Here is a 13,168-nt window from a genome sequence, read left to right on the forward strand (position 1 = left end):
GTGACCGGTCTTTCTAACACGGTGGCCTCGCTGCTTTTTTCCGGGATTTCCGTTTGCGCTCTCTGCCCCTTGCTGCCCTCGTCGCGCTTCTTGCCGCGACTGCTCCTCTTGCCGCCCATGCCCAGGCCATTCCCGTCGCCGCGCCCCAACCGGGAGAGGGCAAGGAAGATGCCCGGCTGAAGCAGCTCTTCCATGACAGCGACGAAGCCAGCCTGGCCCGCAACCCGATCAGCGGATTGTTTCGCGGGGACATGCGCCGGGCGGACCGGATCGGCGACTTCTTCTCCGATGCCTATATCGCGGCAGAGCGGGCGGCGGCGCAGAAGGATCTTCAGGATCTGGCCCGGATCGACCGGTCCAGGCTGACCCCGACGAACCAGATCGCCTATGATGTCTTCAAGCAGCAGACCGAGACGACGCTGAAGGGCTATGACCCGGCGATCGTCGCGCTGACCATCGTGCGACCGATGGATCATTTCTACGGCATCCAGACCTTCTATCCCGAATTCGCGTCGGGCCAGGGTGCCGCGCCCTTCAATACGGTCGCCGATTACGACAACAACCTGAAGCGCAACGTCGAATATGCCCGTCTGCTCGACGAGGCGATCGCCCGCTTCCGCCAGGGTATGGCGACCGGCGTCGTCCAGCCCAAGCTGGTCGTGCGCAACATGATCGCGCAGTTCGACAATCTGCTGAACGTCCCGGTCGAGGAATCGACCTTCTACGGTCCGGTCAAGCGCTTCCCCGCGACGATCCCCGCGACCGAACAGGCGCGCCTGAAGGCCGCCTATGCCCAGCAGATCCGGGACGTCATCGTCCCCGCCGAACAGCGGATGCGGACCTTCCTGGCCGACACCTATCTGCCCGCCGCACGCGACAGCGTCGGCCTGTCGGGCATGAAGGGCGGCGACAAGCTCTATGCCTATCTGATCGAGCAGAACACGACCCTGCCGCTCAAGGCCGAAGACGTGCACCAGCTCGGCCTGTCCGAAGTCGCGCGCATCCTGAAGGCCATGGAGGTCCAGAAGCAGGCGGTCGGCTTCAAGGGCAGCCTGCCCGAGTTCTTCACCTTCTTGCGCACCGATCCGCAATTCGCGCCCAAGAGCGCCGCACAGCTTCGTGAGGGTTATGAAGCGATCGGCCGCCGCATCGACGCGCGCATCCGCGAGCAGTTCTCGCTGATCCCCAAGACCGCATTGGAAATCCGCCCGGTCCCGGCCTTCAAGGAAAAGACCGATGCGGGTGGCTCCTATCAGGGCGGCACGCCCGACGGGACGCGGCCGGGGGTGTTCTATTACAACACTTACGACCTGCCCTCGCGGTACATGTGGGAAATGGAGACCTTGTACCTCCATGAAGCGGTGCCGGGACATCATTTCCAGATCAGTCTGGCGCAGGAGAATGCCGCCCTCCCCGCGTTCATGCGCTTTGGCGGCAATACTGCTTATGCCGAGGGTTGGGCGCTCTATGCCGAGACGCTGTGGCCGGAGCTGGGCATGGAGACCGATCCTTACCAGCGCATGGGTGGCCTGAGTGACGAGATGCTGCGCGCGATGCGCCTGGTCGTCGACACCGGCATCCATGCCAAGGGTTGGACGCGGGATCAGGCGATCGAATATATGCTCGCCAACTCCCCCATGGCGCGCACCGACGCCACCGCCGAGGTGGAACGCTACATCGCCATCCCCGGCCAGGCGCTCGCCTACAAGATCGGCCAGCTGACGATCAGCCGGTTGAAGGCGCAGGCCAAGGCGGAACTGGGTGCCAAGTTCGATCCGCGCCGCTTCCATGCCGAGGTGCTGGATACCGGCGCGCTGCCCATGCCGGTGCTGGAGAAGAAGATCGCCGACTGGATCGCGGTCGAAAAGCGGCGTTGATCGGGGAATAAGCGCCGCGTCTTAAGGGACGTGGCGCTTTTCCAGCTTCCGGGCGAGGGTCCTGCGGTGCATGCCCAGGCGCCGCGCGGTTTCCGAGATGTTGAAATTGGTTTCGGCCAGCGTCTCGTTGATCCGCTCCCATTCCAGCGTCTTGATCGAGCTGGGCCGGTCGGTGATCGCGGTCGTCGCGTCACCGCCCGCCTTGTGGAAGGCCGCTTCGATATCATCGGTATTGGACGGCTTGGCCAGGTAATGGCAGGCGCCCAGCTTGATCGCCTCGACCGCGGTCGCGATGCTGGCGAAGCCGGTCAGCACGACGATCAGCATGGCCGGATCATGCGCGTGTAGCGTCTGGACGCAGGCCAGCCCCGAGGCCTGGCCGAGTTTCAGGTCGACCACCGCATAGCGCGGCGTCGTTTCGCGCAAGGTCGCCACCAGTGCATCCGGGCTGGCGGCCACCCAGACCCGGTATCCCCGCCGCTCGAAGGACCGCTGCAAGGTTCGTGCGAAGGTCTCGTCGTCCTCGACGATCACCAAAGAGCGTCCGTCGTCCATATCTACTCCCGATCCGACACGCCGATCATGCTTAAAGGTAGGGTGAGCGTCACCACCGCGCCACCCTCCGGCCGGTTCGCCGCCTCGACCCGTCCGCCCAGCTTGCGGACGACGCTCGACACCAGGAACAGGCCGACGCCATGCCCCTCGCCCTTGGTCGATTGCTGGGGACGGCCGACCTGCGCCAAGGTGGTGTCGGTAAAGCCCGCACCGCGATCCGTGACGCGGACTGCCACCGCCCCGCCTTCCCGCGCGACGCTCAAGCCGACCCAGTGCGGCGATGCCTCCGCCGCATTGTCGAGCACGTTCCATACCGCCTGCTTGATCGCGGGATCGGATACGATGGCAGCGTCATCGTCCGTCCGGCGATAGTCGAGCGTCACCTGCGCATGGCTCTGCCGCCACTCCTCGACGATCGTGTCGATGAAGCGCCCGACCTCGGACAGTTCGGCCGCCTCGCCGCGCGGTTCACCCGCCGATTGCAGGATGCGGGTGACGATCGCCTTGCAGCGCTGGACCTCCGCCTGCATCTCGGCGATCTCGCCCATCAGTTCGGCGTCGTCGCGCAGCTTCGGCACGCGCCGCCAGTCGCTCAGGATGACCGACAGGCTGGCCAGTGGCGTGCCCAACTCATGCGCCGCGCCCGAGGCGAGCAGGCCCATGCGGACGATATGCTCTTCCTCGGACGCCTGTTGGCGCAGATCGGCCAGGCGCGCGGCACTGCGCCGGAGATTATGGCTGATCCGGGTGACGAACAGGATCAGCAGCCCCGCGACCAACGCGAAGCCCAGCCAGTTGCCCAGCGTGTGAAGCCCGGCAATGTCTCCGAACAACCAGGGCGGAAAGGCCAGCGGCCTGTGGTGCAGCGACAACAGCCCGAAACACACGCCCGTGATCCCCGCCAGCGCCCAGGCGGACCAGGTTTCCAACAGTACCGCGCCCAGCACAACCTGGATCAGATAGAGCGAGATGAACGGGTTCGTCGCGCCCCCCGCCAGAAACAGCTGGAGCGTCAGCGTGCCGACGTCGAACATCAGCGCGAACAGCAATTCGGTATTGGTGATCCGATGAAAGCGCAGGCGGAAATGGCTGAGCAGGTTGATCGCGATGGCCATGACCAGCACGCCCATCATCGCCGGAATGGGAAGCTCCACGCCCATCACGCGATTGACGAACAGGATCGTCACCAGCTGTCCCGCCACCGCCATCCAGCGCAGGTGGATAAGCTGGCGCATATTCGCGGTGCCCGCCGTCGGATCGGGTTCGCGCGGCCGCATCGTGAAGGGCAGGAAAGGCGGCTCGCCCGAGGTCAATCGCGGCCCCGCCGCCACAGGATGACGAGGCCGACCATCGTCAGGATCGCCAGCGCGAACCAGGTCAGCGCATAGGACAGATGGCTGTTGCGGAAGGCGACCACCGTCAGCCCGCCCACCGGATAGCCGCCGGGATTGGGGCTGGCATCCGCGTCGATGAAATAGGGCGCGACCGGCCCCAGCCGCTTGGCCTGGGCAATTGCGGCGACGTCGCGTGAATACCAGCAATCGGCGGCCGGGTCGTTCGACCGGAGGAATGCGCCTCCGGGCTCGGTCACGCGGACCAATCCCGTGACCCGAACCGGTCCGTCCGGGCGACTATGATCCTGGCGCTTCTCGGCAGGCACGAAGCCGCGATTTATCAGAATGGTGACGTTTGGCCCCGCCAGCGGGGTGATGACCCAATAGCCGGGCCCGCGCTCGGTTACGGCCTGGACAAACGTCTCACGATCGTTGCGAAAGCGACCTTCTGCCGTGACCCGGCGATAGGCATCGGCCTTGTCGGCAGTCGGAGGCGCCGCAACCGGTGGTGCGTGGAGCCGCGCCTCGACGGTTGCGATCAGGTTCAGCTTCCACACCCGGCGCTGCAATTGCCACACGCCAAGCGAGACGAACCCCGCGATCAGCGCCAAGCCGATCGCGGTCAGGACCGCCAGCGTCAGCGGCGAGCGGCCCCGCCGCCCGCCCCTTACGCCGGCGTCCGCCATTACATGCCGCCGCCCATCTGGGCGGCCATGTCCGGCATCATGTTGGTGTTCATGTGATACATGACCCAGATCGATCCGCTGAGCGTGATGACGACCAGCACAGCGGTAAACACCAGCGCCATCATCGTCCAGCCACCCTCCGACTTGGTGTTCATGTGGAGGAAGTAGATCATGTGGACGACGATCTGGACGAAGGCCAGACCCATGATGACGAGCGCGGTCGTCTGGGTATCGCCCAGTGCGCCGGTCATGACCGCCCAGAACGGGATGGCCGTCAGGATCACCGACAGCACGAAGCCGATCATGTATCCCTTTATCGAGCCATGGCCATGGGTGTCGCCATGCGCGTGATCGTCGTGGCCGTGGTCGCCATGACCATGCGGGGTATGAGCGCTCAACGGAGAACTCCCATCAGATAGACAAAGGTGAAGACACCGATCCAGACGACGTCCAGGAAGTGCCAGAACATCGACAGGCACATCAGGCGACGCTTGTTCGCCTCGATCAGGCCGAAGCGGCCGACCTGCACCATCAGCGTGACCAGCCAGATCGAACCGAAGGTTACGTGCAGACCATGCGTGCCGACGAGCGTGAAGAAGGACGACAGGAAGGCCGAACGCTGCGGACCCGCGCCCTCATGGATGAGGTTGGCGAATTCGTAGAGCTCGATCGACAGGAAGGCGAGACCGAACAGGCCGGTGATGCCCAGCCAGATCAGCGTGTTCGACTTCTGGTTCTTCTCCATCGCGATCATGGCGAAGCCATAGGTGATCGACGATAGCAGCAGCATCGAGGTGTTGAGCGCGACCAGCGGAAGCTCGAAAATCTCCCGCGGGGTCGGCCCGCCCGCATAGCTGGTGCCCAGCACGCCGTAGGTGGCGAACAGGATGGCGAAGATGAGGCAGTCGCTCATCAGGTACATCCAGAAGCCGATGGCCGTGGAGCCACCGCCTTTGTGATGATGATCCTCGTCCTCGACCAGATAATAGGTCGGGTTCTTCGCCGGATCGGCGCTCAGAACATCGGTCGACATGGATCAGGCTCCCTGCCCGAGCAGGCGACGCCGCTCGCTTTCCGTTGCCACGACTTCCTCGACGGGGATGTAATAATCGCGGTCATAGTTGAACGTGTGCCAGATGGCGACGACGACGACACCGATCAGGCCGAAGGCGGCGAGCCACCACATGTACCAGATCATGCCGAACCCGAAGGCGGTCGACAGGCCGGCGATGATGACGCCGGTGCCCGTGTTCTTGGGCATGTGGATCGGACGATAGCCCTCGACCGGCGCCTGCGCCTTCTTGTCCTTCATGTCGTACCAGGCGTCCAGCTCATGGATGACCGGCGTGAAGGCGAAGTTGTAGTCCGGCGGCGGCGACGAGGTCGCCCATTCCAGCGTACGACCGTTCCAGGGATCACCCGTCACGTCGCGCAGTTCTTCCTTCTTCCAGATCGACACGCCGATCTGGACCAGGAAGGCCCCGATGCCGCCCGCGATCATCAGCGCACCCAGGAGTGCGACGATGAAGTAGATTTGCAGCGACGGATCGTCGAAGTGATGGAGGCGACGCGTCACGCCCATCAGGCCCATGATGTAGAGCGGCGTGAAGGCAACCCAGAAGCCGATGACCCACAGCCAGAACGACACCTTGCCCCAGAACTGGTTGAGCTTGAAGCCGAAGGCCTTGGGCCACCAGTAGTTGATCGCGGCAAAGGCGCCGAACAGCACGCCGCCGATGATCACGTTGTGGAAGTGCGCGATCAGGAACAGCGAGTTGTGCAGCACGAAGTCGGCGGGCGGAACGGCCAGCAGAACGCCGGTCATGCCACCGATCGAGAAGGTCAGCATGAACGCGATGGTCCACATCATCGGCAGCTCGAACCGGATGCGCCCCTTGTACATGGTAAACAGCCAGTTGAAGATCTTCGCACCCGTCGGGATCGAGATCACCATGGTGGTGATGCCGAAGAACGAGTTGACGCTGGCGCCCGAACCCATGGTGAAGAAGTGGTGCAGCCAGACCAGGTACGACAGGATCGTGATGACGATCGTGGCGTAGACCATCGAGGTATAGCCGAACAACCGCTTGCCCGAGAAGGTCGAGGTCACTTCCGAGAACACGCCGAACAGCGGCAGGATCAGGATGTACACCTCCGGGTGACCCCAAATCCAGATCAGGTTCACGTACATCATCGGGTTGCCGCCGAGATTGTTCGTGAAGAAGTTGGTGCCGACGTAACGGTCGAGCGACAGTAGGACGAGCGTGGCGGTCAGCACGGGGAAGCTGGCGACGATCAGGACGTTCGCGCACAGCGAGGTCCAGCAGAACACCGGCAGCTTCATCATGGTCATGCCCGGCGCGCGCATCTTGATGATCGTCGCGATCAGGTTGATGCCCGACAGGGTCGTACCGACACCCGCCACCTGCAGTGCCCAGATATAATAGTCGACGCCGACATCGGGACTGAAGTCCAGCTCCGACAGCGGCGGGAAGGCCAGCCAGCCGGTCCGCGCGAACTCGCCGATGAACAGCGAGGCCATGACCAGCACGACACCGCCCGCGGTCATCCAGAAGCTCAAGTTATTGAGATACGGGAAGGACACGTCGCGCGCGCCGATCTGGAGCGGCACCACATAGTTCATCAGGCCGGTGATGATCGGCATCGCCACGAAGAAGATCATGATGACGCCGTGGGCGGTGAACACTTGGTCATAGTGATGCGAGTTCAGGAAGCCCTGGTTATCGCCGAACGCGATCGCCTGCTGCCCGCGCATCATCAGCGCGTCGGCAAAGCCGCGCAGTAGCATCACGATGCCCAGGATCATGTACATGATCCCGATGCGCTTGTGATCGACCGTGGTGAACCACTCCTTCCAGAGATAGCCCCACAGCTTGAACTTGGTGATCAGCGCCAGCACCGCGATGCCGCCGACCGCGACACCCAGGAAGGTGCCGACGACGATCGGCTCGTGGATCGGCAACGATTCGATCGATAGCCGCCCGAAGATGGTCTTTATGATGTGTTCCATGATGGCGTGCCTCAGCCGCGACCCGCACCGGCATGACCAAAGGTCTGCGGGCCGGGGGTCTGCGGGATGGAAAGGAAGGACATGCGGCGGTTCTTCATCTCGCCCGGTTCCTGCACGCCGTTGGAGGGCACAGGCTCCTTGCTCTGATGCGGCGAGGTCTGGATTTCCTCGGGCGACTTTTCGAGTGCGCCCTTGGTCCGCTCACCATGCATCGGGCCGGTATTGTTGACCGGCGGATTGCCCTCGCCGACCTTCATCTTGTGCGGGTCGCCGCCACCGCTCATCCGGTCGTGCATCATCACGTCGGACATGCACGGGGTGTTGTCGGCGACGCAGCGGTTGACGACACGATCGAACAGGCCGCCCTGCACGCCGTTGAAATACATGGCGGGCACATATTCGCTGGGCTTCTCGACCGTCAGGAACGCGGCGCGGGTCAGCTGGCCCTTGCCCTTTGCCTGACCGGCCTGCGAGGAGCGGACCTTCTCGACCCACTGGTCGAAGCCATTCGCCTGGAGCGCGTAGACCGGGAAGTTCATGCCCGAGAAGCCCGCGCCGCTATAATGCGACGACAAGCCCTTGAACGTGCCCTCGCGGTTGATGACCGCATGCAGCTTCGTCTCCATGCCGGGCATGGTGTAGATCATGCCGGCCATGGCGGGGACGTAGAAGGCGTTCATCACCGAGGTGCCGGTCAGCCGGAACTCGACCGGGCGGTCGACCGGCAGCGCCAGTTCGTTGATCGTGGCGATGCCCTGTTCCGGATAGATGAACAGCCATTTCCAGTCGAGCGCGACGACCTGAACCTCGAGCGGCTTGACGCTAGAGGCGATCGGCTGGCCGGGAGCTGTGCGCTCGATCGGGCGGTACGGGTCGAGCAGATGGGTGCTCGTCCAGGTCACCGCACCGAGACAGATGATGATCAGCAGCGGCGCCGACCAGATCACCAGCTCCAGCATGGTCGAGTGATCGAAATCCGGATCATATTCGGCGTCCGTGTTGCTCTTGCGATAGCGCCACGCGAACAGCACCGTCAGCGCCATCACCGGAATGATGATGAGCAGCATCAGGGCCGTCGCGATCAGCACCAGATCGCGTTGCTGCACGGCGACGTCACCGGCAGGGTTGAGCACGACCGCGTCGCATCCCCCCAGCATGGCCAGGAGGGGCAAGGCGGCCCAGCGAAGAGGGCGCAGGCGCGCAAGGCTCGACGAATGAGACATATGGAAAGCGCCGCTACGCCTTTGCTGCACCTGCGCACATTGGACAGTTTGTCCAATCCCCCCGCCCGATCGAAAGGCGCATAGGCGCAGCAGAATGGCGGTTCTGCGCGGTCGTTATGCGCCGCATCCGATCCGCCGATGGGAACATGCAAGAAGTCAGGACTGGCAGCCGATGAGCGCAGAGTTAACCGCATCGACCTCGACGCCCCTTGAGCGGGACGCGCGGCTGGTCAATGCCCGTGATCCGCACCATGTCGCGCCGGGCGATATCGCCATCGGCGTCATCATCGGGCGTACGTCGGAATTTTTCGACTTCTTCGTATACGCCATCGCCTCGGTGCTGGTGTTCCCGTCGCTGATCTTTCCCTATGTCGACGCGCTGACCGGTACGCTCTATTCATTCGCGCTGTTCTCGCTCGCGTTCATCGCGCGCCCGATCGGCACCTTCATCTTCATGGCGGTCGACCGTAACCTCGGACGCGGGGTCAAGCTGACCATCGCGCTGTTCCTGCTCGGCGGATCGACCATGGCGATCGCCTTCCTGCCCGGCTATGCGCAGATCGGCACCTCGGCCGCCGTCCTGCTCGGCATCTTCCGCATCATGCAGGGTCTCGCCCTGGGCGGGGCCTGGGACGGCCTGCCCTCGCTGCTGTCGCTGAACGCACCGGAGCGTCGTCGCGGCTGGTATGCGATGATCCCGCAGCTGGGCGCGCCGCTCGGCCTGCTGGTCGCCAACGGGCTGTTCGCCTTCTTCCTGACGACGCTGAGCACCGCCGACTTCCTCGACTGGGGCTGGCGCTATCCGTTCTTCGTGGCCTTCGCGATCAACGTCGTGGCGCTCTTCGCCCGTTTGCGCATCGTCGCGACGCCCGAGTTCCAGCGCCTGTTCGAGACCCGCGAGCTTCAGCCCGCGCCGGTCGGCGAGACGCTGAGCACCGAAGGCCGCACGGTCATCCTGGGCGCCTTCGCGCCGCTCGCCAGCTTCGCGATGTTCCACATCGTGACGGTGTTCCCGCTGTCCTGGGTCGTGCTGTTCAACAAGGAACGCCCGCAGGACTTCATGATGATCGAGATCATCGGCAGCATCGTCGGCGTGTTCGCGATCCTCGCCTCGGGCAAGATCGCCGACCGTGTCGGTCGCCGTACCCTGCTCGGTTTCTCGGCCGCCGGTATCGCCGCCTTTGCGGGCTTCGCGCCGCAGCTGCTGGACAATGGCGGCACGGGCGAGACGATCTATATCGTCCTCGGCTTCCTGCTGCTGGGCTTGGGCTTCGGCCAGTCGTCGGGTGCGATCAACTCGGGCTTCTCGTCGCTGCGCCGCTATACGGGCGCCGCGATCACCTCGGACCTGGCCTGGCTGATCGGCGCGGGCTTCGCGCCGCTCGCCGCGCTGTTGCTGTCGAGCCATTTCGGCCTGCTGGCGGTCGGCGCCTATCTGCTGTCGGGTGCGGTCGGGACGCTCGCCGCGCTCGGCATCAACAAGGAACTCGCCAAGCGCGCTTCGTAACGCGCATCGGTGATCCGAAAACGAAGCGGCCGGCGGGGCGACCCGCTGGCCGTTTTGCTTTGGGGAAGGCCATCCTACATTCATCTTGGGTGCGTATCAGGCCCGGTAGGAGGCGATATGACGATAGGCAATTGGCGTAAGGCCGTAACGGCCATGGCAGTGGCGGGCGGCGCATTATTCGCGAGCGCTGCGGACGCGCGGGTGCCCGCAGGCATCTGGGCCAATCCGTCGAACACGGTGCAGGTCCGCTTCGCCCCCTGTGGTCGCGGACGCGATGCGCAGCTGATGTGCGGTACGGTCGTCTGGGCAAGCGAACAGGCCAAGGCCGATGCCGCGCGAGGCAGTTCGCCACGTCTGGTCGGAACCGAGCTGTTCACCGACTTCGAAGAGCAAGAACCCGGCCGCTGGGCGGGCACCGTCTACATCCCCGATATCGGTCGCGAGGTAGAGGGCACGATCACCCAGGTGGACGCGCGGACGCTGGTGGGCGAAGGGTGCCTGCTGGGGCGGCTCGGGTGCCGCGAACAACGCTGGCGCCGGATCAAATAGCGGCTCCGATGGAACCGTCTCGCGTTTGCGGCGTCCCCGACGCGATAGCAGGGAAAGGAACGCCATGGCGGACGATGCGCTGACAGTGATTGCCGATACGGTCGAGGACAATGCGTCCGAACGGCAGGTGGAATTCGTCGGGGAGTTGGACGGTGAAGAATATCAGTTCGCCGTTCAGTATGACCTGCTTGAGGCGTTAAGCGGCGACGTACCCGATGGCGATGCCGTCGAACTGTTCGAGCGGTACGCCGACGACATTCTCGAGGCGGCACAGACCGCGCTCGGCCGTGACATGACCCAGTCGCTGGTCGTCGTCAGCGAGAACGACCTCGACTGATCCCGTTGCCCGGGATCAGCGGCTGAATAGCCGGTCGATCTGCTGCGCAAGTTCCGCCAGCGTGTAGGGCTTGCGCAGCAGGGCAAAGCCATGGCTACCCTCATCGGCGATGACCTGGCTATAGCCGCTGGTGAGCAGAATCCGCAGGCCCGGATGGTTGCGGGCGATGTCATGGGCGAAGTCGATGCCTGACTGGCCCGGCATCATGACATCCGAAAAGACGAGATCGAAGCGTTCGGCTCCGGCATTCAGCTCCTCGATTGCCGCAGCCGCGTTGGTCGCGATGACCGTCCGACAGCCCAGCGTCCGAAGCGCCTCGACCGCGAACTGGCCGACCTCGATATTGTCCTCGACCACCAAGACGCAGCGATCGGCATGCGGCGCGCCCGGCATCCCGCTCGACCGGCTGTCCGGCACAGGCAGGCCATCCACCTGCGGCAGGACCAGCGTGAAGGTCGCGCCCTGTCCCGGTGCGCTGACGACATGGACGTCGCCACCCGACTGACGGGCAAAGCCGAAGACCTGGCTAAGCCCCAGACCTGTCCCGGCCCCCAGGCGCTTGGTCGTGAAAAAGGGCTCGAAAATCTGGTCGAGCCGGTCCGGTGGAATACCCTCGCCCGTATCGGCGATCGCGATATGCACCTGCGGCTTGCCGGTCGCGCCGGCCCGGCCCCGGATTTGAACGGTCAGCTGCCCCTGCCCCGCCATCGCGTCGCGTGCGTTGACCGCCATGTTGACGATCGCGGTATCGAGCTGGCTGCGGTCGACATGCGCGCGGCACGGCGCGTCGGGCAGATCAAGGACCAACCGAATGCCCGGACCGCACAGCGTCGTGATCATGTCGGTCAGTGCGGTGATGCTGTCGCCGACATCGACGATTTCGGGCGTCAGCGGCTGGCGTCGGGCGAAGGCCAGCAATTGCGCGGTCAGCTTGGCCGCACGGTCGGCCGCGTCGGCAATGGCGTCGATCTGGCGCTGGCGGCGCTCGGCCGGGAATTCTGCGCGACGCAGCAGGTCGATCGAGCCGCGAATGACGGTCAAGAGGTTGTTGAAATCATGCGCGACGCTGCCCGTCAGCTGGCCGATCGCCTCCAGTTTCTGGGCCTGGCGCAATTGTTCCTCTGTGGTGCGCAGCGCGGCTTCGGCGGCCTTTTGCTGGGTGATGTGGCGGCCCACCCCGAAAACCTCATAGGCGCTGGACGCCCCGACCCAGGCGATCCATTCGTCATGTCCCTGGGCATGGCGCAGACGCAGTTCGATGCGCGTGACGCTGCCGGTCAGCGAGGCCTTCAGCGCCTTTTCGGCGGCCGGCCGGTCCTCGTCCTGCACCAAATCCAGGATCAGGCGTCCGATCAAATCGGACGGTTCATAGCCCAATAGCGTTTGCCAGGCCGGATTGACGCGGTGGATGATACCCTCCGCGCCGACCACGGTCAGCAGGTCGGGCGATACGTCCCACATCCGGTCGCGCTCGGCGGTTCGCTCGACGATCCGCTGTTCCAGCGTGACGTTCAGCGCGCGAAGTTCCTCCAGCGCCTGGGACAGTTGCACCTGGCTTTCGCGCAATGCCCTATCGGCATGAACCCGGGCCGTCGTCTCGTTGGTGAAGATGAAGAGCCCGGCCACCTTGCCCTCGCCATCGAGGACGCGCGAGTAGGAGAAGGACCAGAAGGTATGTGCCTCGCCCCGGTCGGTATCCAGCTTCCAGGGCAGGTCGACGAAACGCTGCGTCCGTCCTGCCAGCGCATCGTCGATGATCGGCCGGGCCTGTTCCAGCGCATCGGCCCAGACCTCGTCGAACCGCGACCCCATGGCCCAGGACAGCCGGGGTCCGAGCAGCGGGAAATAGGTCTCGTTGAAGAAGAAATGGAGATCGGGCCCCCAGGCGAGGATCATTGATTCCGGCGAGTTGAGAACCAGGCTGAGCGCGACCCGAAACGCCTCGGGCCATTCCTGCGGCGGACCGAGCGGGTGGCCGGTCCAGTCGCGCGCCAGGATCAGCCGGGTGGCTTCACCCCCTCCTTCCAGAAACGCGAAACGGGGATCGGACAGCGCGGTACTCATCCGCA

General features: G+C 64.4%; 12 protein-coding genes. 4 read left to right on the forward strand and 8 right to left on the reverse strand.

Annotated features, from left to right (window positions below; all coding sequences use genetic code 11):
• Nucleotides 1-53: 53 nt before the first annotated feature.
• Nucleotides 54-1,877: a DUF885 family protein gene (locus QZ546_RS07520; protein ID WP_294235970.1), complete on the forward strand. Its 1,824-nt coding sequence runs from the start codon at nt 54-56 to the stop codon at nt 1,875-1,877.
• 21 nt (nt 1,878-1,898) lie between these two features.
• Here the strand turns inward: QZ546_RS07520 and QZ546_RS07525 are convergent, their stop codons facing one another.
• From QZ546_RS07525 to cyoA, 7 genes are read right to left on the reverse strand one after another with little or no spacing between them, the layout of a single operon-like run.
• Nucleotides 1,899-2,432 carry a response regulator transcription factor gene (locus QZ546_RS07525; protein WP_294235971.1) on the reverse strand — a complete coding sequence of 178 codons (534 nt, stop codon included), beginning with the start codon at nt 2,430-2,432 and terminating at the stop codon, nt 1,899-1,901.
• A 2-nt stretch (nt 2,433-2,434) separates the two neighbouring features.
• Entirely contained in the window at nt 2,435-3,709 is a 1,275-nt protein-coding gene (locus QZ546_RS07530; RefSeq protein ID WP_294236047.1) for an ATP-binding protein, read from the reverse strand.
• A gap of 32 nt (nt 3,710-3,741) precedes the next feature.
• The gene (locus QZ546_RS07535) at nt 3,742-4,452 is read right to left on the reverse strand and encodes an SURF1 family protein (protein ID WP_294235972.1); all 711 of its coding nucleotides are present in this window, start codon (nt 4,450-4,452) and stop codon (nt 3,742-3,744) included.
• Nucleotides 4,452-4,850 (reverse strand): cytochrome o ubiquinol oxidase subunit IV, encoded by a 399-nt coding sequence (gene cyoD, locus QZ546_RS07540; RefSeq protein ID WP_294235973.1) that lies wholly within the window; start codon nt 4,848-4,850, stop codon nt 4,452-4,454. Before cyoD ends, QZ546_RS07535 begins: the two co-directional genes overlap by 1 nt.
• Complete coding sequence (gene cyoC / locus QZ546_RS07545; RefSeq protein ID WP_294235974.1) at nt 4,847-5,485, reverse strand: cytochrome o ubiquinol oxidase subunit III; 639 nt, start codon at nt 5,483-5,485, stop codon at nt 4,847-4,849. Before cyoC ends, cyoD begins: the two co-directional genes overlap by 4 nt.
• 3 nt (nt 5,486-5,488) lie before the next feature.
• Nucleotides 5,489-7,483, reverse strand: a complete 1,995-nt coding sequence (gene cyoB / locus QZ546_RS07550) for a cytochrome o ubiquinol oxidase subunit I (RefSeq protein WP_294235975.1) — start codon at nt 7,481-7,483, stop codon at nt 5,489-5,491.
• Between the two features lie 11 nt (nt 7,484-7,494).
• Nucleotides 7,495-8,706, reverse strand: coding sequence for a ubiquinol oxidase subunit II (gene cyoA / locus QZ546_RS07555; protein ID WP_294235976.1), 1,212 nt, complete (start codon nt 8,704-8,706; stop codon nt 7,495-7,497).
• Between the two features lie 172 nt (nt 8,707-8,878).
• On the opposite strand from cyoA, the gene QZ546_RS07560 reads away from it, so the two are divergent.
• The 3 genes from QZ546_RS07560 to QZ546_RS07570 all read left to right on the forward strand — a co-directional run bounded on the left by QZ546_RS07560 (nt 8,879) and on the right by QZ546_RS07570 (nt 11,099).
• Complete coding sequence (locus QZ546_RS07560) at nt 8,879-10,213, forward strand: MFS transporter (protein ID WP_294235977.1); 1,335 nt, start codon at nt 8,879-8,881, stop codon at nt 10,211-10,213.
• A 117-nt stretch (nt 10,214-10,330) separates the two neighbouring features.
• Nucleotides 10,331-10,762: a DUF2147 domain-containing protein gene (locus QZ546_RS07565; RefSeq protein ID WP_294235978.1), complete on the forward strand. Its 432-nt coding sequence runs from the start codon at nt 10,331-10,333 to the stop codon at nt 10,760-10,762.
• Nucleotides 10,763-10,826: 64 nt separating this feature from the next.
• Nucleotides 10,827-11,099, forward strand: coding sequence for a DUF1488 family protein (locus tag QZ546_RS07570; RefSeq protein WP_294235979.1), 273 nt, complete (start codon nt 10,827-10,829; stop codon nt 11,097-11,099).
• Between the two features lie 15 nt (nt 11,100-11,114).
• On the opposite strand, the gene QZ546_RS07575 is transcribed toward QZ546_RS07570, so the two are convergent.
• Nucleotides 11,115-13,163, reverse strand: coding sequence for an ATP-binding protein (locus QZ546_RS07575; protein ID WP_294235980.1), 2,049 nt, complete (start codon nt 13,161-13,163; stop codon nt 11,115-11,117).
• Nucleotides 13,164-13,168 lie beyond the last annotated feature (5 nt).

The organism is uncultured Sphingomonas sp. (genome assembly GCF_913062585.1).
Taxonomy (GTDB): Bacteria; Pseudomonadota; Alphaproteobacteria; order Sphingomonadales; family Sphingomonadaceae; genus Sphingomonas.